Origin of the sequence: Paraglaciecola sp. (assembly GCF_039942875.1) — a bacterium.
Taxonomy (GTDB): Bacteria; Pseudomonadota; Gammaproteobacteria; order Enterobacterales; family Alteromonadaceae; genus Paraglaciecola.
Window position 1 is genome coordinate 213,360 of the sequence record NZ_JBDVBQ010000026.1, and the last position, 23,234, is coordinate 236,593.

A 23,234-nucleotide genomic window follows, 5' to 3' on the forward strand; every position below is an offset into this window, starting at 1 on the left:
TGCTTAGCTCGGGGAGATTTTAAAAAATTAAGAATTTTTTACAATCTGAGCCCGATATGCTTCAATTTCATCCCTTAAATTCGCCGCTTTTTCGAATTCTAACTCTTTTGCGGCCTTAAACATCACTTTTTCTAATTCAGTAATTTTCTGCAAAATCTGAGGCGTACTGAGAGCTTGATACTTCTTAGCGCTTTCGGCCACCAGCCTAAGTTTCACTTTATTATCAGATGTACCATCCCCTAAATCCATAATGTCAGTAATAGGTTTATTTAATTGTTTGGGGGTAATACCATTTGCCACGTTATGGGCAATTTGTTTTTCACGCCTTGCATCTGTGACATCAATGGCCCGTTGCATAGAGCCGGTTATCCTATCACCATATAAAATGGCTCGACCATTTATATGCCTTGCCGCCCGTCCCATTGTTTGAATAAGAGATTTATCTGACCGTAAAAAACCCTCTTTATCTGCGTCAAGTATGGCAACTAAAGATACTTCCGGCATATCTAAACCTTCTCGAAGTAAGTTAATACCCACTAGCACATCAAACTTACCAATCCGCAAGTCTCTTATAATTTCAATTCGCTCAACAGTGTCGATATCTGAGTGTAGATAACGCACTTTAACGCCATGTTCATCAAGGTAATCACTGAGGTCTTCGGCCATACGCTTAGTTAAGGTTGTAACCAAGACACGCTCATTCTTTGCAACACAGATATGAATTTCAGATAACAAGTCATCAACTTGGGTGGCAACCGGACGGATTTCTATTTCAGGATCAATTAAGCCTGTAGGACGAACCACTTGCTCTACTATGTCATCGGGAGCTGCTGCTAACTCAAACTTCCCAGGGGTAGCTGAAACATAAATGGTTTGCGGGGTAATCTGTTCAAATTCTTCAAATTTTAATGGACGGTTATCTAAAGCGGATGGCAATCGAAACCCATATTCTACTAATGTTTCTTTACGGGAACGATCACCTTTATACATAGCCCCAATTTGAGAAACCGTTACGTGAGACTCATCAATAAACATCAAACCATCAGCAGGAAAATAGTCGATTAATGTTGGAGGCGGATCACCGGGGTTACGACCAGACAAATACCGCGAGTAGTTTTCAATTCCAGAGCAATAACCTAACTCTTGCATCATTTCTATATCAAATTGACAACGCTGTGAAACCCTTTGTTCTTCTACTAACTTATTGACTGACTTCAACTGTTCTTGGCGCTCTTTCAGCTCAACTTTAATATGTTTAATGGCATCTAAAATCTTTTCTCTGGGTGTGACGTAATGGGTTTTAGGGAAAACGGTGGCACGTGTAACGGTTTTCTCCACGGCCCCGGTTAATGGATCAAAGATACTGATCCGTTCAATTTCTTCATCAAATAACTCTACGCGGATACCATGGCGCTCAGAATCGGCTGGAAATACATCAATCACATCACCTCGTACTCGAAAAGTACCACGCTCAAAAGCCACATCATTGCGGGTATATTGGATTTCAGCCAGACGCCTCAAAATATCCCTTTGATTCATGATATCCCCTTGACGAAAATGCACTAACATTTTCATATAAGACTCAGGATCACCCAAACCATAAATAGCCGATACACTAGATACAATAATAACGTCTCGCCTTTCCATTAAAGACTTTGTGGCAGACAAACGCATTTGTTCAATATGTTCATTAATAGATGCATCTTTTTCTATAAAAGTATCACTAGAAGGAACGTAAGCTTCTGGTTGATAGTAATCGTAATAAGATACGAAGTATTCCACCGCATTGTTTGGAAAAAACTCTTTCATCTCACCGTATAATTGCGCAGCTAAGGTTTTATTGTGAGCCAAGATTAAAGTAGGCCGTTGCACTTTAGAGATGACATTAGCCATAGTGAACGTTTTACCAGAGCCTGTTACCCCTAGTAAAATTTGCCTAGCAAGTCCATCTTCTAAGCCTTCAACTAATGCTTTTATTGCGGAGGGTTGATCCCCTGCTGGTGAATACTCTGACGAAATTTCAAATGCTCTGCTCATACCAACTCTTTCTTCATATTTTCAACTGCCAAATGTGTTTTTAACACTTTTTTAAACCAAATAAATGCAATACATCCAACAATTACATTTGCTGCAACCGCCCCCCAGAACAGCCCCACTAACTCAAAGTAGTGACTACCAATAAATGCAAAAGGCACAATAAAAACAAAAAGCCTTATAATATTTAGAGATAAAGCTGCCATTGGCATATGCATAGCGTTAAAAGATGAATTCGCTAAAATAGTGAGCCCTTGGAAACCATATCCGATTGGTACAATAACTAAAAATAACACAATGATTTTTACTACATCAGGCTCATCCGTAAAAATACCAGCGATGAACTTAGACAATAACGCAACAATAATAAAAATAAGGCCCTGCCAAACCAAAACAAATTTAGCACAAACCGAAAAAGCTTCGCTCACTCTCTCTAACTTATTTGCCCCTAAGTTTTGACTAATAAAAGGAGGTAATGACATAGATAAAGACAACACCACTATGGATGCTATTGACTCTAACCGACCACCTACTCCCCAAGCAGCCACCGCAGAAGGCCCGTAACCTGCAATAATAGCCGTAACTATTCCCGTTGAAATCGGTGTTAGCATATTTGCACCAGCCGCTGGCAAACCTATTTTTAAGATACCACCTGAGCTACGTTTTAACTCTTGCCAATTAAGCAACCTAGGCTCTATTAACTGCCGCTGTATCGCCAAAATATAGAATATGTAAATAACCGCAAGTCCCCAAGCGATTAGTGTCGCCAGAGCGGCTCCTTGAATTCCCATCCCTGATATTGGACCCAAGCCAAAAATTAAAAGGGGATCTAAAATAACGTTAATGACACCACTTGTGGCCATAACAATGCTGGGTGTTTTGGTATCTCCAGCAGCCCGCAATACACTGTTACCCACCATAGGCATAGACAAAAAGACACCAGCACCATACCAAATCACCATATACTCACGAATAAATATCAGTAATGCTTCATCTGCCCCCATCAATTTGAAAATTGGGTCGATTGTGAATACACCAAGGACGGCGAGCACAACTGCCATCAACATAGTTAACATCAAAGCACCTGTAGCCGTTTCTTTTGCTTGGGTTTGTTTTCTTGCTCCTAATAATTTTGCAATAACGGCAGAAGTGCCAATCCCTAACCCAATATTTAAGCTAATGACGGTAAAGGTGACCGGAAATGTAAAACTAATAGCAGCGAGTTCCTGAGTGCCCAGCATACCGATAAAAAACGTATCAACTAAACCAAACGTCATCATAACAACCATACCGATGATCATTGGAGTCGTCATTTTTCGAATTGTCACTGCAATATTGTTATTCAACAAATCTGGGGACTGCTTAGCTTTTGTTTTCAAGACTAAAAATACTCACTATATTTGATTAAGTTTTGCGTGGAAATAGAACTAAAGATTGGGTCAAACATATGACAAAAAAATGGCTAGTTAAATTTCAAACCTGTCTAAAGACAGGGCATTATAATAATTCAGCTCAATAATACGCGATTTTGATTGAGTTTTTGGCTATTTTCCAAGTTAAAAATGTTGCTATATTGTTAACAAAAATAATATTTAGAAGTGTATCAAATAAAAGACATACTTTAGTCTAAATTTTGACGCTTTTCCGTTATTACATTTGTGTGACAGCGGTCTAGTACAAAGCATAAAGAAAATAAACCCTTAATTTAAAATTTAAAAAAACAAAATTGAGGCTACTTTTATTTTTTTCTTTAAAAACAACACACAAGAAATTGTAAATAAAAATATAAAATTTATTTTTTATTTACGTCACCGACCAAAAAAACCATAAGCAATTGATATTAAAGTAATTTTAAAATATTTCCGATCTTTTTAATTTGACCTATTGACAAAGAAACCGCGTTCAAATTTTATTAAGTTACAATTTAATTCACAACCTTATCCACAGGTTAAGTGGATAACTGCCTAGGCGCTTTATATTACGCTGGGTGAAGATAGATCCCCACAGACTTTACGTTGGTAACCACTAACCTTTTGCAAGGCCTTCAAAGGTTACAGTTTCGTTAAACACTGTAATTAAAAACAGTGCCCAACACATTATTAATAACAAAAAGCTATAACAAACCATAAAAACGATCTTTAAGTAAAAACACATAGAATTTGAACGATTTGCACAAAAATAAAACAATGATTTTGCCATAAAAAATTAATTCATTAAAAACATTAAAATACTTGCCGACGAGTATTGACAGAGAGCAGGATGCTCATTAAGATTCGCCACCGTTGAAAAGCAGCTTGATTAACTAAATCTTCTGTTTTGAAGTGACGATAGATGTTCCCCCTTAGCTCAGCTGGTTAGAGCGACGGACTGTTAATCCGCAGGTCCCCCGTTCGAGTCGGGGAGGGGGAGCCAATATCGCTACAGAAAATGAATGTTATAATTTATATTCAACGCAAATTGAATTCCCCCTTAGCTCAGCTGGTTAGAGCGACGGACTGTTAATCCGCAGGTCCCCCGTTCGAGTCGGGGAGGGGGAGCCAATTCAAGCTTCTATTATGTAATCACAACCTTCTTTATTTTACGTTTTTCTTCCACTATTCAACTTTTCCCAGTAAACAATTGAATATCAAGTTGTTAATAGGCTCTGAAATAAAGATAATGAGTACCCTATAACAACCTCAGGCACATACCATTTAAGATGAGTGAATTTTTACTACTTTTAATCGGCACCGTTTTAGTCAATAACTTTGTGTTAGTACAGTTTCTTGGTTTATGCCCATTTATGGGAGTCTCAGGAAAGCTAGAAACGGCTATTGGTATGTCCATGGCGACAACATTTGTTCTCACCCTTGCTTCTTTATCTAGCTATTTAGTCGAGCATTATATTCTATTGCCTTTGGGTTTAGGTTATTTACGCACCTTAAGTTTTATTCTTGTTATTGCTGTAGTGGTACAATTTACAGAAATGGTAGTTCATAAAACCAGTCCCACCTTGTATCGTCTACTTGGAATATTTTTGCCGTTAATAACTACAAATTGCGCAGTGCTCGGAGTAGCCTTACTTAATATCAATCACGACCACAACTTTGTAGAATCTATTATTTATGGTTTTGGTGCAGCAGTAGGTTTTTCTCTGGTTCTCATTTTATTCTCAGCTATGCGTGAAAGATTAGCGATAGCTGACGTTCCAAAACCCTTTAAAGGCGCATCTATTGGTATGATTACAGCTGGTTTAATGTCATTGGCATTTATGGGCTTTACTGGCTTGGTGAAATTTTAATGTCATTAAGTTTCGCAATATTTACCGCATTATGCGCCATTGGGGTCTTAGCCCTAATATTTGGTTTGGTATTGGGTTTTGCCGCTGTAAAATTCAAAGTCCAAGGCGACCCTTTAGTTGAACAAATAGATGAAATTCTACCACAAACCCAATGTGGGCAATGTGGTTACCCCGGATGCAAACCTTATGCAGAAGCTATCGCAAATGGTGATGACATTAACAAATGTCCTCCAGGTGGCGAAGCAACTATAAAAAAACTCGCTGATTTGATGGGAGTGGAAGCTAAATCCTTAGATGCGGCCCATGGTACAGAAGATGTCAAAAAAGTAGCCTTTATTCGTGAAGCTGAATGTATTGGGTGTACTAAATGTATTCAAGCTTGCCCTGTGGACGCTATTTTAGGTGCAGCTAAACAAATGCATACAGTCATAGCTGATGAGTGTACTGGCTGCGATTTATGTGTGGCGCCCTGCCCTGTTGACTGTATTGATATGTTTCCCGTACCACAAAGCACTGCGAGTTGGCGCTGGGATATAGATAAAAGCATACCCATAAAACAGGTGAAGTAAGCACAAGTATGGATAATAACTTTGATGACATTGTTAAGAAGCTAAAGAACAACGAACTGTGGGATTTCCACGGTGGAGTATTTCCTGCTGAGCAAAAAACATTATCAAATCAAAATCTAATTGCACAGTTACCCTTATCGCAATATTTGTATGTACCGGTAAAACAACATATAGGTGTAGAAGGCCAGGTGATTGTTTCTGAGGGACAAGCTGTATTAAAAGGCGAGCCACTTACTCAAAGTAGCAACCCTTTTGCGGTGCCAATACACGCCCCGAGCTCAGGAAAAATACTATCGATAGGCGAGCATGTTTCAGCCCACCCTTCTGGCTTACCAGAACTAACGATTAAAATAGAAACTGATCAACAAGATAGATGGCTCCCCCTCACTCCCATGGTTGATTATCAAAAACAGTCCAAGATGGACGTAATAGGTGCTATTTGTAATGCGGGGATCAGCGGCATGGGAGGAGCAGGATTTCCAACCCATATAAAAATAGGCACAACAAAGCAGGTAGAATTTTTAATTATTAACGGCGTTGAGTGCGAACCTTACATTACGTCTGATGATAGAATAATGCGTGAACATGCGTGGCAGATTAGACAGGGCATAGACGTATTATGTCACTTGCTAAATCCAAAGTGTGTTGTTATCGCGATTGAAAAAAATAAGCCCGAAGCGATAGAAGCCATGGAAGTGGCCTGCAAGGAAAACTCAAACTACCAAGTAATTGCTATTCCAACAAAATATCCTGCAGGTGGCGAAAAACAACTGATCCAAGTATTAACCAACAGAGAAGTACCGGCTAAGGGTTTACCTATTGATGTTGGCGTGATCATGCATAATGTAGGTACGTGTTTTGCGGTTTCTGATGCGATATTTTCAGGAAAGCCCTCAGTGCAAAGAGTGGTAACAGTAACTGGTGGAGCAGTCGAAACACCTGGAAACTTTTGGGTCCCGATTGGCACCCCTGTTTCACATTTGTTTAATGAAGCAAATTACAATAGTAAAGCTCAAAAACAACCTCAAGCCATCATGGGTGGCCCTATGATGGGTTTTAGCATCACGAATGAAAGTGTACCTGTAGTTAAAACCACAAACTGTATTCTGTTACCCGACACCAAAGAAAGCCAAACACGAAAAGAGCAAGCCTGTATAAGATGTGGCGCTTGCGCTGATGTTTGCCCTGCAAATTTACTCCCTCAACAGTTATTTTGGCATGCTAAAGGAAAAGAGTTAGACAAAGCTCAAGATTACAATTTATTTGATTGTATTGAATGTGGTGCATGTGCCTATGTTTGCCCAAGTGATATTCCTCTTGTTCATTATTATCGAGTAGCTAAATCTGAGATTAAGTTAGAGCAAGACGAAAAGGTCAAAGCAGACAAAGCAAGAGAGCGCTTTGAAAAACGAGCAGCTAGATTAATAGCAGAACAAGAAGCGAGAGATGAAAAACATCGCTTAGCGGCTGAAGCCCGAAAACAAGCAATGTCTGATAGTGGTAATACCGCAAAAGATAAAATTGCAGCTGCTTTAGCAAGGGCCAAAGCCAAAAAAGAAGCGACAGCTAAAGATATGAGTAATGCTGACGAGCCTGCAAAACACCCCCAAACCAACGAGAATAATGGAACCAAAGCTAGTTCTAACGAGAGAGTCCAAGCAGCCATTGCCAGAGCCAAGGCTAAAAAAGAAGCGGCACAAAAAGCGCTACAGCAAACTGAGTCAGCAACCGCCAACTTAAAACCAGCTGAAATCAGTGATACTGATTCAGCTGACAATAAAGTAACGCGTCAAGATGCAGATGTAGCCGATACCTTAGACAATACAGAAAAACCGGCAATAGATAAAAAAGCCAAGGTAGCCGCTGCTATCGCTAAAGCCAAAGCTAAAAAGATAGCTCAACAACAAGCAGAAAAAGAAGCCCAGACTAGCATTGAGTACTCTGATAACGCTAATGGTGCTGTGGAAAAAGAGACACAATCAGACAATAGCCAAGCTGAAAATTTAGCACTGAAAAAACAGCGTGTAGCCGCCGCTGTGGCTAAAGCCAAAGCTAAAAAACTTGCCGCAAATTCAAGCCAAGTATTAGCGGATGACGTAACTACTATACAAGATACACCTCAGTCCTTAGACAAAGACAATAATGAGTCACAAGAGCTAGATCAGAAAAAGCAAAGAATTGCAGCAGCTGTGGCAAAAGCAAAAGCAAAAAAGGCCGCAAAAGATGCTTCACAGAATACAGAAGACGATAAATCATGAATTTTAAATTAACCAGCTCTCCGCACCAACATGTCCGCAGAAACACCGGGCAGGTAATGCGAATGGTTATCTTAGCCTTATTACCCGGAGTATTATTACAAACGTGGTTCTTTGGATGGGGCACCCTAGTTCAAGTAATGTTAGCCATTATTACCGTAGTGGTGACAGAAGCAGCCATTTTGGAGTTACGTAAGAAAGATTTTGAAAGTGCGATTAAAGACTATAGTGCAATATTAACAGCTGTGCTGTTGGCGATTAGTATCCCCCCTTTTGCACCTTGGTGGGTAGTAGTATTAGGCAGCTTTTTTGCTATTGCCATAGTAAAACAGCTATATGGAGGCTTAGGGTTTAATGTATTTAATCCCGCGATGGCTGGCTACGTAATGTTGCTTATTTCTTTTCCTGTACAAATGACTCAGTGGCTGCCACCTACAGGGCTAGCACAGTATGGTCACAATTTTCATGATGCCTTATATGTTATTTTTACAGGCTTTAGTGTGGATGGGTTTAGCATTGCGCAATTGAAAACTAATTATGATGGTGTCACCATGGCAACGCCATTAGATACAGCAAAAACAGCCATAGCACAGAACCTAACCTACTCAGAAAGTATAGAGTTGCCAATTTTTGATAGCTTAATTCCTGGTTTAGGTGTGGCGTCTAGTTGGATAAGTCTAGGGTATTTATTAGGCGGTTTATATCTTATCAAGCAAAAAGTTATTAACTGGCATATACCCGGGGGTATGTTGGCCGCAACTTTAATTTGTGCCGTTATTATGTCAATTTTTGATGCTGATATTTACCCTTCTGGCATATTTCACATTTTAAATGGCAGTATCATTATTGGTGCATTTTTTATTGCCACAGACCCGGTATCAGCCTGCACTACCAATAAAGGTAGATTGGTATTTGGGGCCGCAATTGGCTTTTGGGTTTACGTTATTCGCACTTGGGGCGGATACCCAGATGCTATCGCTTTTGCCGTATTGATAATGAATATGGCTGTGCCACTTATTGACTATTACACCCGACCTCGTACCTATGGTCACAGCCCTACTAAGACGAATAAACAGAGAATAAACGATGAGTGAGCATGAAAGCGAACAAGTAGAGCAACAGCCAGAAACACCCACCTCTATCAAGGATTCTATGGGGAAAAATGGCATTATTTTAGCCGTCTTCGCCCTTGTTACCACGGCATTAATATCAATTACTTATTTTGGGACAGTAGAACAAATAGCGGCTCAAAAACAAAAGAAATTATTAGATACGCTAAATGCAGTAATAGACAAAGGCTCTTATGATAACCAGATACAGTTTGATTGCGTTATTGTAAGTTCAGCACCTTTACTCGGTGATAAGTTACCAAAGCACATCTATCGAGCAACACTAAAAGGTGAGCCTACCGCAGTAGCCATTGAGACTACTGCGCCTGATGGATATAGCGGAAAAATAGAGTTATTGGTCGGCGTAAAAACAGCATCAGTCCCAGGTGAAGCTTTGGTAACTGGCGTTCGCGTAATCAAGCACAAAGAAACGCCAGGTTTAGGTGATAAAATAGATTTACGAATAAATGACTGGGTATTATCTTTTAATGACAAGATCTATTCAGACGCCTTACTGTCTAATTGGGCTGTTAAAAAAGACGGTGGGCAATTTGATCAATTTACAGGAGCAACTATCTCCCCAAGAGCAGTTGTTAATGCAGTTAAAAAGAGCGTCGAATATTACCTCGCTAATCAAGTAGATATTTCAAGCGAAATAAATGGCTGCTCAATTACCCAGCAGAGAAGTCAAAAGGTTTCTAACGATGAATGAGCTTAAAGAGTTAACTTGGCAAGGTCTTTGGAAAAACAACCCCGCCTTGGTGCAATTACTTGGCCTATGTCCGTTACTAGCGGTTACAGCAACGCTAACCAATGGTTTGGGTTTAGGGCTTGCGACGACCTTAGTGTTAATTGGCTCAAATACTTGTGTATCCATTATACGAAACTGGGTCCCTAACGAAATTCGGATCCCTATTTTTGTGATGATAATTGCTGCATTTGTAACCATAGTGCAACTCTTAATGAACGCATACACTTTTAAATTATATCAAGCTTTAGGCATATTTATCCCACTTATCGTTACGAACTGCGCCATTATCGGACGAGCGGAAGCCTATGCATCTAAAAATACCATAGGCAAATCAGCTTTTGATGGTTTCATGATGGGGATGGGATTTACCTTAGTTTTAGTTCTATTAGGCGGATTTCGTGAACTATTGGGTTACGGTACATTGTTTGATGGTGCAAACTTACTTTTAGGGAATTGGGCCACCAGCTTAAAAGTCACCGTGTTTGAAACAGATAGTCCATTTTTATTAGCTATTTTGCCACCAGGGGCGTTCCTAGGTATGGGTTTGTTAATCGCCTTAAAAAATGTACTTGATAGCCATATGGAAAACCTCTTTGCAGCTAATAAAGAAACTAAAGTAGTCGAGCGGGCTAGAGTAACAACAGAAAGTTAAATCACCAGCCCAAAGAACATAAGACCAAACATAATGAATAAAGAAAAACGCTTAGAGATTTTGACTCGATTAAGGAATGCTAACCCTCACCCCACTACAGAGTTAAACTTTTCATCCCCCTTTGAATTACTAATAGCAGTCTTGTTATCAGCCCAAGCAACGGACGTTGGGGTGAATAAAGCGACTGACAAACTTTATCCCGTTGCCAATACGCCACAAGCCATATTAGATTTAGGCTTAGAAGGGCTAAAAAGCTATATCAAAACTATAGGCTTGTTTAATACTAAAGCCGTCAACACCATGAAAACCTGCCAAATGTTAGTAGACTTACATGGTGGTGAAGTACCCGAAAATAGAGAAGCCCTGGAAGCACTACCTGGGGTTGGTCGCAAAACTGCAAACGTAGTACTCAATACTGCATTCGGTTGGCCTACAATTGCCGTAGACACTCACATATTCAGAGTATCTAACCGCACTAAATTCGCTATGGGTAAAAACGTCGATTTAGTAGAACAAAAGCTACTGAAAGTGGTGCCTACTGAGTTTAAAGTTGACGTTCATCATTGGCTTATTCTTCATGGGCGTTATACATGCGTTGCCCGTAAACCACGCTGTGGTTCTTGCATTATCGAAGATTTGTGTGAATTTAAAGATAAAGTAGATTAGTTAATCGTTTGCTTTTAAAGGGCTAAACTGCCAAAGCGATAAATATCAGAGCAGGAATTGCTGAAGGTTCTTCATAAGCAATATGATAGTAAACAGCACCAATCATTACTGGAATGACTCCAGTCGCGGCCAGTGTGGTCCACTTGCGGACAAACATTGCAATACCAGCGAGTAACTCAGCCAGCCCAATAAAATATCCAAACCACTGTGGCAACCCCATTTTTGCAAAACTAGCGTGTACCTCCGGTAAACCAGCTAATTTGGCTCCACCAGCCAAAATCATTACCAATCCAAGTAGTACCAGCGGCACCCAAAGTAATATTTTTTTCATCATTTTCTCTCAAGATTATCAATTTCACAGCTTTGAAGCGAAGCATAAACTCATATCCCATAGTCTAGGTTGGGGAATGTTGCCTGAACACTTCATTTCTAATCAATTAGCTTCGGGAGCCTTACAGAAAATTAGGGTCGCAGATAAAAAATGTTCAAGTACATTTCCATTTTATTTGATAAAAAATAAATCAAAAATGCTTGGTCCAGTAGCGACTGAAATTTGGAATGCCTTCTCAGAACTCAAGCTTTGAAACTAGTACATATCACTACGTATCAGAATGAACCCATTCAAAATATTGTTTGCAAATACTCAAATGTAATCATATTAAACGCTTAGAAATAACCTCTACCTTCCTTGTGCTTTGCTGGCCTACCATTGTGGTAGATACACATATATTCAGTGTTTCCAACCGCATTAAGATCGCCATGGGCAAAAACGTCGATTTAGCTGAACAGAAACAGCTTAAAGTGGTACCGGCTGAATTTAAAGTGGACGTGCATGATTGGTTGATACTAGATGACAGATACATTTGTATGGCCCGTCAACCGCGCTGTGGCGCATGTGTTATTGAAGACTTGTGTGAATTAAAAGATAAAACAGAGTAAGCGATAAAATATCTCTAATATTAAGTAAGTTGTTTTACCTAAACAAATGTAACTAATCCGATCTGAAATATTATTAAATCACTCATTAATGCTTAAACATTCCTTTTTGCAAAAAGTAAATGGTTTGCTGGGCAACTTCTTGGTTATAACGCATCATAGAATGACTCACTTCAATGGTAATGAAATCACTCATGGTATCTAGCTTGGTTGACGCCACCGAAACTAATCCATCATTTGGGCCTGTAAAGTTTGCATTGGTTAGGGCAAATGATTTTGTTCCAGCAATTACTCCGATATTCACATCTAAGGCATTCAAGTTGTTGCCTAAGCTGCGAGTCCCAGTAACCAATGCGCGACTTATGCCGCCCCCAATTTCCATTAACCATGAGTCGTTTAAATGATCTGCCAACTCACTGCCTTTATTGGGGGTACCAATGAGTACAACTTCGCCAATTTTAGCTTTTTGTAACTTGTGAGTTTTATTTTGTAGGTAAGCTCTAATAACCAAACCGCCAAGGGAGTGCCCCACAAAATGCACCTTTGGGGCGTTTAAAATACATGCGTCGATTTGGGTGCTTGTTTCTGTCAATACCTCAGCAACACTTACACCGATACTCTGATAATCCAAGCTACAGACTTTATAGCCAGCATCTTTTAATCGTTGTGCAAAACGCCACATTGCCCAGTCGCTTCTCCCTAGCCCATGCGCTAGCACTACAAGCTCATCATCTGGTTTGTAGGTAGGTAAGCTTGCAGCAGAGCTGGCACAGCCAGCTAATTGCAGGCTTAGAAAAAATAGAATGCTGGTAACTATGCTCTTTCTCATTATTGGCTCTAATTTTTCACGCATCTTACAGAAAACATGTAATTCTTGTTTAGCTTTTCCCGGCGAATTTCTCCCTTGTGTGTATTCCAGCAGGAATAAGCAAGGGTTCTAGCGTAGGCTTGTTTTTCAGTGGCAGAGCTGCCGGTCCAAAATTCTGTATACATACCTTGTGTCAGATACCAATTGCCAATTTTGACACCCGCTGGGCTAGCTGAGAATTGATATTTGTTTACCTGTGACTGATCAAAACGTTTAAAAATTGTGGCTGGTTGCTCTGCTTTAAGTGTAATGGCAATATCATTTTCACCTCTCCAGCCGTGTGTATTTAGTTCAGACTCAGATATACCAATACTTCTTTCCAAGGCTTTCCAATCATCATCTGATGCTATTCGCCAGCCAACTGGGCAAATGTTTCGCTCATCCACAACATCGTGCCAACCGTAGAGTCGGCCATGTTTTAATAGATTTTCTTCTTTATCATTGGGAATAAAACCAGTATTAATCTTAGTTCCATCTTGATATTTAGTGACTCTTAAGTTTTCAGCTAACCAGATTTGCTCGCCAATTTTCACTGTGCGATAAGTGTTACCGTCAATATCTTGAACTGTTTTTTGGTTAGCGTTTTGACTAACGTCTTGTGCGCTACTCTTAAGGTTATTTTCGTCATTAGCTGATGACGTTATAGGAGTTAACATACCTATCCCCAAAATAAAGATTAATGTTTTCATAATTTTTGCCAAACATAATAGATTGAATTAGAAGGGCCAATAAATAGATGTTTCTTTTTCAGATAGCGCCCATAACTTGGTTAATAGCTCTTTGTTTAATACAAATGACTCAAGTTTGCCTTCTCCTACTGGGCCTCCGAAATTCATAAACCCAGTTGGGCCGTAATAAGCACGCTCCTTTAAGCTATCTTCGGTTGCACACATCACTTCTGGGTAAGCGCCTTTTTCTGCAGATTGCGCAATGCCTATCTTAACCATGAATGACCAAGATATTCTGGTCATAAAGCTGGCGCTTTCTCTGATCAGGGAGGTGTTAGATGCCCCAGGGTGACAAACGTAAACTTTGACATTTTTACCTGCAGCTTTGACCTTATCTTGTAATTCATAAGCAAACATCATTTGGGCAAGTTTACTTTGGCTATACACTTTATTTGGATGATAATTTTTATCCCAATTCATATCGTCAAACTGAATGCCTCTTATCCCCATTTTATGGCCTTCACTCGACACCACCACAATTCTGCCCTGTGATGCTTCGATGCGATCAAAAAGTAAACCGCACAATAAGAAATGGCCGTAATGATTTACCCCTAGTTGGCTTTCAAATCCATCTACCGTTAATTGCTGGGTAGAGATCTGTGCGATAGCGCCGTTACACATAAGCGCATCAATTTTAGGGACTTGCGCTATTACTTGCTCTGACGCTTGTCTAATAGAGGCTAGCTCTGCTAAATCCATTCGTATATAACTGACTGCGGCAGCATCACCAAATTCCTTTTTAAGCTCTGCGATTGCAGCTTCTGATTTACTTGGGTTGCGGTTTAACATCACCACAATAGCGCCCTTAGACAACAAGATACGTGTGGCTTGAAAACCTGCTCCAGTATTTGCACCAGTGATCACAAAGGTCTTGCCGGTAAGTGAGTCGATACGCTCTGGGGTCCAACCATTCGGACCAAATTGATTCGTAGTAGTCATAAATCACCTTCAGTATTAGTTAAACCAGTAATAGCTAAAGCACCTGCTGGTTCAAAATTCAAATTATTTTATGAAGCTAATATAATCTCTTTGCTTAGGACTAAATAGGCGGAATAATCTCTAAAAATTGCCTATTTGTATCATCATGTTGATTTTTGATGCTCATCTGGTTAATTTGAAGATAATTTCATAGGAGTGCAGGCAATTCACATGAGTAAAGAGTTAATTAAACAGCTCATTGACACAAAAGTAGGCCAAAGTGGCATGATAGAAACCCGAATTAGTGGCGTGCAATTGTTTAAAATAACGGAGCCAATTCGCTGTGCTCCCGCACTATACGAACCATCTATTACGGCAATAGTCAGTGGTGGAAAAGAAGCCATTTGGAATGGCAATAAACATTACTATGATAAAAATAGATATATTTGCTGCACTATGTCTATGCCGATAGAAGCTGGTACCCCAGAAGCTTCTCCTGATAACCCTCTTATGGGTGTGTACATATCTTTAAATGCTAGAGTGATGACTGAGTTAACCATTGAATTGGAAAGTGCTACTGGCGTGACATACAAAGTCAAAGAGTCTGTGCATCCGCAGGGCATATCCACAGCTAATTGGGATGAGGCGTTCACTGACGCTCTATATCGGCTAATAATGTTAGAAAAAAGTCCTACAGATATAGCAATACTTGGTAGTAGCCGTATACGAGAGCTTTACTATGCAATATTAAAAGGAGATTCAGGCTACGCGGTCAGACGCTCATTTGGAGTAGGAAACGAAATTGCTCGTTCGATTGAATTGCTGTCTTCTAACCTAAACGAGTCTGTAACAATCGAAAACCTAGCGCACCAGGTCGGTATGAGTCGCGCGGTGTTCCATCGTAAATTCAAACAAGCTACGAATATGTCACCTATCCAATTTGTTAAATCTATGAGACTTAACAACGCCGCCATGAAAATTGCTGAAGGGAGAAATGTTAATGTCGCAGCCATGGAAGTCGGCTATGTTAGTTCATCGCAATTTAGTCGAGATTTTAAAAGAATGTACGGTCAAGCTCCAAAGCAATGGAGCCAAACAATAGAAAGAAATAACAACAAGTCTTGAGTGTCGAATAAAATAATTTCATTCCCACGGTTTACTCTGAATGATTCAACTATGTTAATAAACTGGAAACATTGAAGAAAATCGCTAAATATTACCAATAGGTAGTCCATTTTCCAGCTATCTTTCTTTTCTTTTGGCTGGCCTACTATTACGGTAGATACGCATATTTATCGCATATCTAATCGAACCAAGTTCGCCATGGGCAAAAACGTAGATTTAATAGAACAGAAACTGCTTAAGGTTGTTCCTACAGAATTTAAAGTGGATGTACACCATTGGCTTATACTGCACGGTCGCTATGCCTGCGTTGCTCGTAAACCGCGCTGTGGTAGTTGTATCATAGAAGATCTGTGCGAATTTAAAGATAAAACAAGCGACGATTAAAGGGGTATATAAATGGAAGGTAATAAACGTGCAAATATAAAAATAGGTGATATGGTTTCTATTGTTATGAAACAAGATCAAAGCAGTGGCAAGTTAACAGAAGGTTATGTAGCAAGAATATTAACAAATTCACCACAACACCCCCATGGAATAAAAGTCAAACTTGAAGATGGTGCTGTGGGTCGCGTTAAAGCTATCCACAGCTAAAAATTAGTACTTTTGTCAGTTAACAATTCCAACAATATTCATCACTACCAATACTACCATTATTGTTTTCGTCCCACGCTCTCCTGCCATCACTATAAAACGCAAGCTTGCCATCTGATGCTTGAAGGCTACCTGTAACAGGCCGAGCTTCAATAACATATGCACTGCCACTTGCTTCACTGATATATAAGTCATACTGACGGTCATCGTAAGGTTCATTAGATGGTGAATGTTGATGAAAAATCTCTGGCTTACCTGTATCAGCAGATGACTCTGCCGCCGCTTTGTAGGTAAATGATGCTGCTTTATGCCTTTCAAGAGCTGATGCTAAACTCATTAAATCAGCTTGCGCTGCACCTCGGTTGGTACTTTTAATAAAGCCTTGATAACTTGGAAACGCAATGGCGGTAATGATCCCAACAATTGCGACTGTAATCATCAGCTCTACTAAGGTAAAACCTTTGTGCTTTTGTTTGTTATTTAATCTCATTTTATTAATCACTCTCTTTCTGTCTCTGTTTTCCAGCTGCTTTGTTGCACTCTTTCAAAGTTGCTATATATATTTTCTGCTAGGCACTCGAAATCTGAACCACACTCAACTTGATTGCCATCTTCGTCTAGCTCAATCACAGTGGATGCACACTCAGTGCCTAAACAAATAACGGGATTGATAATATCTTCTATTAATATTTTTGTTTCTGGAGCGATACCTGTTTGCTTCAGTAGTGCATACCTATCTTCATGTTCTGTATACGTATCATCATTGAGGTCGACTACAGCGTTACCATTAATGAGCTCAACCAAGTAGGCTCTGCTGTTACCTGTTGGTGGTGCACATGAACTTTCACTAGCGGTAGCGGGTAAATAAGTGGTAAATATTACTTGGTAATCGAGTATCAATGGAGACGCTAGTACTTTCTCTCCCCCCGTATCCAATCGTATATACCAACCATCTAATTCCGCAAACTCATCTGTAGCCAATTGCTGTGCAGCTGAGTCGGAGGAGGTAAGCAAGTGGTCTGTTGCATCATATAAATCACTTAATCCAAATGCTGCATTTGGATAAGTATAATATCCATCTTCATCAAAATTAAAAATCCCTGTGTCTTTTACCATGTAAAAATGGTCATTAATAACATCATCCAATGGGTGAGCCCGGTAACCAGACCCTAGGGTAACCGCGTAATATAAATCAGAGCTAATATTAATTTCAGCTACATCGGGACCATAATAGAAGCGCCTATTGTCTTCTTCAGTATCGCCACCAAAGTCAGCGAGTAAGCTACCACTAACTAAGTCACTTGCGGACTCTCCGTTCATAATATCCAGTCTAAATAACTGTCCACCGGTATCGACCACATACATATGATCAGCCAATCCATCGTTGTTTCTATCAATAACAGAAATTCTAGCAGGGATACTATACTGCATATCATCTAAGATTAAGTCGGCGTCTTGCTTGCCTGCTGACCAAATCAAATCACCGCTATCAGCATCGACTATAAATACAGAATTACCTACTGAATCAGCACTTCGGACCGCTTTGCTGTCTTGGTCTTCGTCGTAGCCACCACCAAATATCAGAACATTCTTTGTGGCCGATCCAACTTTAATTTGAGTCACTGTAGGTTTAGACCAGGTTTGACCTAAATTAGCAAAGTCGCCGACCCCACCATCAATTTTGAATAGTAGCTTTGGTGAGGTTTTGTTTGTGATATCGAACGCATAGTAATTGTCACCACCACGACGCATTCCAACATACAAATATATATTTGAACCTTCTGTACGTAATACCATGTCGCCATCTAAGCCATATATATGACTAAACGTTGATGAGTCTTGGTATAGATCATACAAATTTATTAATAGTTCTTTGGGGATAACAGCAAAATTTTCTTCGCCTGTATCAGGGTCAAATGAGTGCAAAAAACCATGATTAGTCGCTACTAACACTGCACTATCCGTAGTCGAGTAGTTGACAATTACAGGCTGAGAATGAATAGGGTCGCCCATAGATAGACGAGCGTCAGTAGCGCTACCGTCATTGTCATCGTCTTTGACATCAACTCCCCTAGCCCACTTCAATAATACTTCACGGGTTTCCTCTGGATCTGCCGTTGTTGCTACGGCCAAATCATCAATAGTAATATCACTATTGTCTTCATCTAGCACATTGGTAGTTTTAACTATGGTACCGGTATCTTCAAAGGTATATACATTTCTTGGTAGGTCCATTTGTGCAGCCGTACCACCTTCACGTACATCATTACCATCTTCCAATAGTGACCAATAACTATGTGCACTATCGTTGAAAAAGCCTGTGACACTATCAACAGCATTCAAGCCATTTTTATCGAGTATATCTGAGCCATCTAAGCGATAACGTTTTACATTACCTGGCCATAAAGATCCTTCTGCCGGTTTAAACAAAGCAAAATACAATTCGTCATTATGAGTTAGCCTATTTAATTGGTTTACAGCTACACCTGGCGAAACGAAGGTAGCATTAACATCTTTTACAGTCTTTAAAATGGATTGAAAAACAGTGACCAAATCTTCAGTGTTATCAGCTGTATAAAAATCCCCATTGCCATACAGTGCTAGGTCACTCAAAAAGTCATTTGCCGTGTTACTAGCAGCAAAACCAATGGTATGGGTGAACACTCTTGTTTCAATTTTAGAGTCATCGCCGTCACCAATGTTTTTTACAAGGTCGACTCCACACTCTTCACCGCCACTACCAGAGCATGACTGTCCTAATAAGGACTCAATTTCACCCACACTATGATTGTAGTTAGCGACACCGTCTGACAGCAATACAATGTGATTATTAGTTTGACATACTTTATCAACTACTGGGCTGATGTATTGAGCGCCACTAGGAATATATTCATTTACACAATCACTACTACTGAGGTTATCTTCACTACATCCATTAGGTAAAACTGAATCACTACCAGTGTATGAAAGACGGTGGCTTACCCTAGTATTTTTCCTCACGGTTGTAGAAACACTACTTTGGCCTCTGGTTAAACCATAATAAACATCTAAGCCACCGTAATAACTAGCCGCCTCATATAAGGTATCGACGATTGGAGTGAAACCACTGGCGGCAAGTGAGTCTACCTGACTAATTAGATATTCTCGCACAGTGGAGGTACTTCCTGGTGTAGCAGCTCCTTCATATTCTATAATTAAACGAACTGTGCCAGAAGGTTTACCATTGTAGGTATACCCACCTCGCGTTCCAACGAAGTCAGAAAAAATAAATACCATGTCATTGCCAGACTCCCAGCCTGAACGACTTACAATAGTTTCGACAATTGAGGATACAGAAGGGCTCTGATAACTATAATTTTTTGTCCACTTGGAAATATTTGTCCAAGCTACCGGTGCCGTTTTACTTTTATTTTTTAATAGGTACCTAGAGTAGCTATTAAAGCTACTAGGGTCGTCCTCATCTGCACCGGATATATTGAAACTTGCAGTAGTTGAAGAGCTAGTTTGATAAGCCGTAAACTCGAGGTAGGCATTCGAAATAGTCGCTCCTTGTGGCAGAGCTACATTATTAAAGCGAACTGCAGCATATGCGTTGGAACTTGATTTAAATGTAAGCTCGGTTCCTGTTGACTCATAACCGTCATTACGCTCTTCAGCGTTATTATCTTGTGAAGCGACTTGATAGCTTAAGCTACCTTTTACACAACCTGTTGCCGTGTCGTCGTCGTAGACCACCACTAACTGAGGTCCTAGACCATTTCCTTCTTCAAAAGCAGTTGATAATCTTGCACTACTTGAAGTAAGCCCCTCCCCTTCCACAATAATATTTAAAGAGTTACCTCCGCACCAATCAGACTGATTTACAATTTCCTGTATCACACTGCTCAAGTCTGGACTTGAAATGGTTTCACCCGAAACGGGCCAATCATTGTCATTTTCCCATAAAACTGAGCTACTGGTTTTTGTACGATCAGAGATATCATTGTTTGCTGTAGTAAAGGTCGTTGAATCTCCCGTCAGTTCTCCACTGAATGTTAGATTAGTGGCACTACTATCAAAATTCTCAGAGTTGAATCGAATATATGTATTGGTAATGGTTGCACCAGTAGGGATATTAAGAGCTTGAAATCTTAAACCCAAAGTAACTTTGTTTAAGCCTTCAGACATTTTTAAGGTGTCATTGCTTGTATCAACATATGAAGATAACTCATAAGCATCATCAGTGCCTTGTATGATTGACGTAATTATTTCTGGAGATACAGGATCATCAATAGGTCTAACCGGATATAAAACCGGTCCGCCGTAATCTGAAAAACGCATTAAACCAGCATTAATATTCGTCACTGAGTTAAGGGTTTCTTTGAGGGCATTCTGAACCCGCAACATCCTAGTTTCGGTGGTTCCATCTTTACCAGTCATACTGCCCGACGTATCCATTATAAACAAAACATTTGGGTCGTAAGTAACCTCACTTCCGGCGGTACCTAAATAAATTTCTAAGTCATCCGCTAGGGTTATAAAAGAGCATAATGAGCATGTTAACAACACAACTCTGAATATTTTATTAAAGGTCATATTGTTTTCCACTTAGTTAGTTGCCGGAGCAAAAACAGATGCGTTTACAGAATTTGCCACTGCATAATTACTGTCTTCTAGCTGCCCGCATCCTTTGACTATAAATACATGGCAACTAATGTTACTGCCACCTATGACATTGCTAGAGCCAACACAAGGTTGCTCCCTTACAAAGGCAGCCCTAGACCAACTATTTACATTAGGAGAATCAGAGTAATTACCTTGAGCAACATGTTGTTGACCTTGAGTTAGGCCATCTTTTGTGAGGCTTCTATTAGTCCATGTGGCATCTTCAAAGCAACTCAATTCTTGAACGTCTAAATCAAGAGGTACCCCAGACCGAGCCTCTGAGAGAGGATCATTTAAATCATCATCACTGAGAATAACTTCATCTTCTGACTCAAACATAACGCCAGCGATAGCCGATTCTGCTGCATCAAAGGCTAGAGAGCGACTTTGCATAGATGAAGCCATTTTACTCTGCATTAAACTGCTTGAAACTGAAGAAACGCCCAAAATGGTCATACTCATTAGTATTAAAAGAGCAAAAACCATGACCATGCCAGACTGTTTTTTAAGGGATAAATAATTCATATATTTCTACTTCGAATAAAGTTTTTGCTATTACGCAAGGTGATAGTGGTTTCAAATTGTTTATAAAGCCTCTGCTCTGAAGGTTGTATTGAATCTTCATTAAATAATTTGAAGAAAGGAACGGGGTCAATTAACACTTCTGAGTCGGCTTTCAACAAAATGGCTAAGCGAATAGCAACAACTTGCGCGCCTGCGGCTTTTTCCGCTGCTAATGTGTCAGCGTCAATAAATTTAACAGGCCGTGCTGAATTATCTTGTGAGGCTAAAGTATCTGTGATGCCATATTGTACTTGAAAGCTGTATACGTCATCTAAAATAGCATAGGGATCATTTGTCGATACAGCCCCTTTCAGGCCTCTTAAAACTCTGCCGTCGTATCCCCGGCATTTTAAAGTAGCGTCCTCAACAAAATATTCGTTAACAACATAAAATTCTTCGTCAGCTAGATAACTATGCTTATTTCCATGACAGTCTTCCAACCCTTGAAAGCCAACCATTAGAATGTCATTGGATCCATTTGCTCCTTCAATCGAACCTTTTGTTGCTGCATTTGTAAAATCTCCAACCACAGGCACGGGATTATTTAGCACAAAAGCAGATTCGACTATCGTATCTACGTCAGTGTTGAGGTTGGGTTGTAACGTGTCATAACGCCCCGTCATCAATAACTCATTTCGCATCCTAGAAATAATAAAACGACCATTCTCTTGAGCAGAGCCTATAGCCCTATTTAAACGCTCTGTCATATTGTTGCTTACCATTACTTGAATAATAGATGAAGATATAATTAAGCCGAGAACAAGAGCAATCATTAACTCAATTAAAGTAAAACCCGATTGCTTTCGTCTCCCCATCACAATGTCACCTCTATCAAGACACAATCATGCGGGGTACTTTTGTTAGCATTACAGTCACTATTAACCGTGCGTTCAATGTTTTGCCAGTTTTCAACAGGCCAAGTTAATTTCACTATATGTTTAGAACCCACACTACATGCGACCGCATCACCATTATTATTATCTTCACAGCTTAAAGATATCTCTAAATCTGGATTAGCCGCTACAGCAGAGCATGAAACTTCATAGCCATCAAACTCAGCTACTTCAGCTTCTGAACAAGTGTTATCATTGCAGTTTGGAATAGCTGATGGCCGCTCTAAACAGTAACACTCATGGGGAAGCCCAGAGGTACAACTCAAGGTCGAAAAGTTGTAGATATCTTCATCGAAATAGGTGTTGTCAACAATCAACCCATTTCCTACCGCAGAAAACGTAGCATTAGCCCGCAATCTCTCTGTCAATTGTTGTGCAACCAAAACAGACTGGGAGCGGCTCAACGCTTCTGAATTAGTAAAAGAGCCAACAAATTGCAAGTATGCGACACCTAACAAGCCAACAGATAGTATGAACAAAGTCACTAGCACTTCGATCATACCAAGCCCATATTGAGCATGTTTTGAATATGTCGCTTGTTTGTTTTTCACAGTCCACTCTCAAATTAAAATAAAAGGCATGCATACCCTGTCTCACTTAAACTATGTTATCTAATATTTTTAAATTTAAGTTATGAGGTGTCGTCTAAAG

At 39.9% G+C, this 23,234-nt stretch carries 20 protein-coding genes, 2 tRNA genes and 2 pseudogenes; 13 read left to right on the plus strand and 11 right to left on the minus strand.

Going from position 1 to position 23,234, the window contains the following annotated elements; all coding sequences use genetic code 11:
* Window positions 1-27: 27 nt before the first annotated feature.
* Complete coding sequence (uvrB, locus tag ABJE44_RS09300) at window positions 28-2,037, minus strand: excinuclease ABC subunit UvrB (protein WP_348111763.1); 2,010 nt, start codon at window positions 2,035-2,037, stop codon at window positions 28-30.
* Window positions 2,034-3,347 (minus strand): MATE family efflux transporter, encoded by a 1,314-nt coding sequence (locus ABJE44_RS09305; RefSeq protein ID WP_348111964.1) that lies wholly within the window; start codon window positions 3,345-3,347, stop codon window positions 2,034-2,036. The genes uvrB and ABJE44_RS09305 overlap by 4 nt, the downstream gene beginning before the upstream one ends.
* 1,022 nt (window positions 3,348-4,369) lie before the next feature.
* Between ABJE44_RS09305 and ABJE44_RS09310 the strand changes: the two genes are divergently transcribed.
* From ABJE44_RS09310 to nth, 9 genes are all read left to right on the plus strand, one after another.
* Window positions 4,370-4,446: transfer RNA gene (locus ABJE44_RS09310), tRNA-Asn, on the plus strand.
* Between the two features lie 51 nt (window positions 4,447-4,497).
* Window positions 4,498-4,574, plus strand: a tRNA-Asn gene (locus tag ABJE44_RS09315).
* Between the two features lie 158 nt (window positions 4,575-4,732).
* Window positions 4,733-5,314: an electron transport complex subunit RsxA gene (gene rsxA / locus ABJE44_RS09320; protein ID WP_348111765.1), complete on the plus strand. Its 582-nt coding sequence runs from the start codon at window positions 4,733-4,735 to the stop codon at window positions 5,312-5,314.
* Window positions 5,314-5,883, plus strand: coding sequence for an electron transport complex subunit RsxB (rsxB, locus tag ABJE44_RS09325; RefSeq protein WP_348111766.1), 570 nt, complete (start codon window positions 5,314-5,316; stop codon window positions 5,881-5,883). The genes rsxA and rsxB overlap by 1 nt, the downstream gene beginning before the upstream one ends.
* A gap of 8 nt (window positions 5,884-5,891) precedes the next feature.
* The gene (rsxC, locus tag ABJE44_RS09330; RefSeq protein WP_348111767.1) at window positions 5,892-8,141 is read left to right on the plus strand and encodes an electron transport complex subunit RsxC; all 2,250 of its coding nucleotides are present in this window, start codon (window positions 5,892-5,894) and stop codon (window positions 8,139-8,141) included.
* On the plus strand, window positions 8,138-9,232 hold the full coding sequence (rsxD, locus tag ABJE44_RS09335; RefSeq protein WP_348111768.1) for an electron transport complex subunit RsxD: 1,095 nt from the start codon (window positions 8,138-8,140) through the stop codon (window positions 9,230-9,232). Before rsxC ends, rsxD begins: the two co-directional genes overlap by 4 nt.
* 46 nt (window positions 9,233-9,278) lie before the next feature.
* Window positions 9,279-9,959, plus strand: coding sequence for an electron transport complex subunit RsxG (rsxG, locus tag ABJE44_RS09340; protein WP_348111965.1), 681 nt, complete (start codon window positions 9,279-9,281; stop codon window positions 9,957-9,959).
* Entirely contained in the window at window positions 9,952-10,650 is a 699-nt protein-coding gene (locus ABJE44_RS09345; protein ID WP_348111769.1) for an electron transport complex subunit E, read from the plus strand. Before rsxG ends, ABJE44_RS09345 begins: the two co-directional genes overlap by 8 nt.
* Window positions 10,651-10,683: 33 nt before the next feature.
* Entirely contained in the window at window positions 10,684-11,316 is a 633-nt protein-coding gene (gene nth / locus ABJE44_RS09350) for an endonuclease III (RefSeq protein ID WP_348111770.1), read from the plus strand.
* A 22-nt stretch (window positions 11,317-11,338) separates the two neighbouring features.
* Here nth and ABJE44_RS09355 read toward each other — a convergent pair whose 3' ends face one another.
* On the minus strand, window positions 11,339-11,650 hold the full coding sequence (locus ABJE44_RS09355; RefSeq protein WP_348111771.1) for a DoxX family protein: 312 nt from the start codon (window positions 11,648-11,650) through the stop codon (window positions 11,339-11,341).
* A 365-nt stretch (window positions 11,651-12,015) separates the two neighbouring features.
* Here ABJE44_RS09355 and ABJE44_RS09360 point away from each other — a divergent pair.
* A pseudogene (locus ABJE44_RS09360) lies at window positions 12,016-12,255 on the plus strand ((Fe-S)-binding protein); the annotation flags it as partial.
* Window positions 12,256-12,340: 85 nt separating this feature from the next.
* Here ABJE44_RS09360 and ABJE44_RS09365 read toward each other — a convergent pair.
* The 3 genes from ABJE44_RS09365 to ABJE44_RS09375 are packed head-to-tail and all read right to left on the minus strand — an operon-like array spanning window position 12,341 to window position 14,787.
* Window positions 12,341-13,105: an alpha/beta fold hydrolase gene (locus ABJE44_RS09365; RefSeq protein ID WP_348111772.1), complete on the minus strand. Its 765-nt coding sequence runs from the start codon at window positions 13,103-13,105 to the stop codon at window positions 12,341-12,343.
* On the minus strand, window positions 13,090-13,809 hold the full coding sequence (locus tag ABJE44_RS09370) for a fibrobacter succinogenes major paralogous domain-containing protein (protein WP_348111773.1): 720 nt from the start codon (window positions 13,807-13,809) through the stop codon (window positions 13,090-13,092). Before ABJE44_RS09370 ends, ABJE44_RS09365 begins: the two co-directional genes overlap by 16 nt.
* 27 nt (window positions 13,810-13,836) lie before the next feature.
* Window positions 13,837-14,787: an SDR family oxidoreductase gene (locus ABJE44_RS09375; protein ID WP_348111774.1), complete on the minus strand. Its 951-nt coding sequence runs from the start codon at window positions 14,785-14,787 to the stop codon at window positions 13,837-13,839.
* A gap of 210 nt (window positions 14,788-14,997) precedes the next feature.
* On the opposite strand from ABJE44_RS09375, the gene ABJE44_RS09380 reads away from it, so the two are divergent.
* The 3 genes and pseudogenes from ABJE44_RS09380 (at window position 14,998) to ABJE44_RS09390 (ending at window position 16,482) form a co-directional block, all read left to right on the plus strand.
* Window positions 14,998-15,891: an AraC family transcriptional regulator gene (locus ABJE44_RS09380; protein WP_348111775.1), complete on the plus strand. Its 894-nt coding sequence runs from the start codon at window positions 14,998-15,000 to the stop codon at window positions 15,889-15,891.
* Window positions 15,892-16,020: 129 nt separating this feature from the next.
* A pseudogene (locus tag ABJE44_RS09385) lies at window positions 16,021-16,275 on the plus strand (endonuclease III); the annotation flags it as partial.
* Window positions 16,276-16,287: 12 nt separating this feature from the next.
* Window positions 16,288-16,482, plus strand: coding sequence for a YwbE family protein (locus ABJE44_RS09390; protein ID WP_348111776.1), 195 nt, complete (start codon window positions 16,288-16,290; stop codon window positions 16,480-16,482).
* A gap of 19 nt (window positions 16,483-16,501) precedes the next feature.
* Here ABJE44_RS09390 and ABJE44_RS09395 read toward each other — a convergent pair whose 3' ends face one another.
* Genes ABJE44_RS09395 through ABJE44_RS09415 form a run of 5 tightly spaced genes read right to left on the minus strand, consistent with a single transcriptional unit; the run spans window position 16,502 to window position 23,134 of the window.
* Window positions 16,502-16,972, minus strand: a complete 471-nt coding sequence (locus ABJE44_RS09395; protein WP_348111777.1) for a type IV pilin protein — start codon at window positions 16,970-16,972, stop codon at window positions 16,502-16,504.
* Window positions 16,973-16,980: 8 nt separating this feature from the next.
* The gene (locus tag ABJE44_RS09400) at window positions 16,981-21,057 is read right to left on the minus strand and encodes a PilC/PilY family type IV pilus protein (RefSeq protein WP_348111778.1); all 4,077 of its coding nucleotides are present in this window, start codon (window positions 21,055-21,057) and stop codon (window positions 16,981-16,983) included.
* A gap of 12 nt (window positions 21,058-21,069) precedes the next feature.
* Complete coding sequence (locus ABJE44_RS09405) at window positions 21,070-21,651, minus strand: PilX N-terminal domain-containing pilus assembly protein (protein ID WP_348111779.1); 582 nt, start codon at window positions 21,649-21,651, stop codon at window positions 21,070-21,072.
* Window positions 21,648-22,505, minus strand: a complete 858-nt coding sequence (locus tag ABJE44_RS09410; protein WP_348111780.1) for a PilW family protein — start codon at window positions 22,503-22,505, stop codon at window positions 21,648-21,650. Before ABJE44_RS09410 ends, ABJE44_RS09405 begins: the two co-directional genes overlap by 4 nt.
* A complete protein-coding gene (locus tag ABJE44_RS09415) occupies window positions 22,505-23,134 on the minus strand; it encodes a prepilin-type N-terminal cleavage/methylation domain-containing protein (RefSeq protein ID WP_348111781.1) in 630 nt (209 codons plus the stop codon). The genes ABJE44_RS09410 and ABJE44_RS09415 overlap by 1 nt, the downstream gene beginning before the upstream one ends.
* Window positions 23,135-23,234 lie beyond the last annotated feature (100 nt).

What these genes read in the sequence shown, in the direction of transcription:
- rsxD (WP_348111768.1), top strand. Translation starts at nt 8,138, where the DNA reads ATGAATTTTAAATTAACCAGCTCTCCGCACCAACATGTCCGCAGAAAC.
- uvrB (WP_348111763.1), bottom strand. Translation starts at nt 2,037, where the DNA reads ATGAGCAGAGCATTTGAAATTTCGTCAGAGTATTCACCAGCAGGGGAT.
- rsxB (WP_348111766.1), top strand. Translation starts at nt 5,314, where the DNA reads ATGTCATTAAGTTTCGCAATATTTACCGCATTATGCGCCATTGGGGTC.
- ABJE44_RS09410 (WP_348111780.1), bottom strand. Translation starts at nt 22,505, where the DNA reads ATGGGGAGACGAAAGCAATCGGGTTTTACTTTAATTGAGTTAATGATT.
- ABJE44_RS09370 (WP_348111773.1), bottom strand. Translation starts at nt 13,809, where the DNA reads ATGAAAACATTAATCTTTATTTTGGGGATAGGTATGTTAACTCCTATA.
- rsxA (WP_348111765.1), top strand. Translation starts at nt 4,733, where the DNA reads ATGAGTGAATTTTTACTACTTTTAATCGGCACCGTTTTAGTCAATAAC.
- ABJE44_RS09390 (WP_348111776.1), top strand. Translation starts at nt 16,288, where the DNA reads ATGGAAGGTAATAAACGTGCAAATATAAAAATAGGTGATATGGTTTCT.
- ABJE44_RS09355 (WP_348111771.1), bottom strand. Translation starts at nt 11,650, where the DNA reads ATGATGAAAAAAATATTACTTTGGGTGCCGCTGGTACTACTTGGATTG.
- ABJE44_RS09395 (WP_348111777.1), bottom strand. Translation starts at nt 16,972, where the DNA reads ATGAGATTAAATAACAAACAAAAGCACAAAGGTTTTACCTTAGTAGAG.
- ABJE44_RS09405 (WP_348111779.1), bottom strand. Translation starts at nt 21,651, where the DNA reads ATGAATTATTTATCCCTTAAAAAACAGTCTGGCATGGTCATGGTTTTT.
- nth (WP_348111770.1), top strand. Translation starts at nt 10,684, where the DNA reads ATGAATAAAGAAAAACGCTTAGAGATTTTGACTCGATTAAGGAATGCT.
- ABJE44_RS09380 (WP_348111775.1), top strand. Translation starts at nt 14,998, where the DNA reads ATGAGTAAAGAGTTAATTAAACAGCTCATTGACACAAAAGTAGGCCAA.
- ABJE44_RS09400 (WP_348111778.1), bottom strand. Translation starts at nt 21,057, where the DNA reads ATGACCTTTAATAAAATATTCAGAGTTGTGTTGTTAACATGCTCATTA.
- ABJE44_RS09375 (WP_348111774.1), bottom strand. Translation starts at nt 14,787, where the DNA reads ATGACTACTACGAATCAATTTGGTCCGAATGGTTGGACCCCAGAGCGT.
- rsxC (WP_348111767.1), top strand. Translation starts at nt 5,892, where the DNA reads ATGGATAATAACTTTGATGACATTGTTAAGAAGCTAAAGAACAACGAA.
- ABJE44_RS09365 (WP_348111772.1), bottom strand. Translation starts at nt 13,105, where the DNA reads ATGCGTGAAAAATTAGAGCCAATAATGAGAAAGAGCATAGTTACCAGC.
- ABJE44_RS09305 (WP_348111964.1), bottom strand. Translation starts at nt 3,347, where the DNA reads ATGACGACTCCAATGATCATCGGTATGGTTGTTATGATGACGTTTGGT.
- ABJE44_RS09345 (WP_348111769.1), top strand. Translation starts at nt 9,952, where the DNA reads ATGAATGAGCTTAAAGAGTTAACTTGGCAAGGTCTTTGGAAAAACAAC.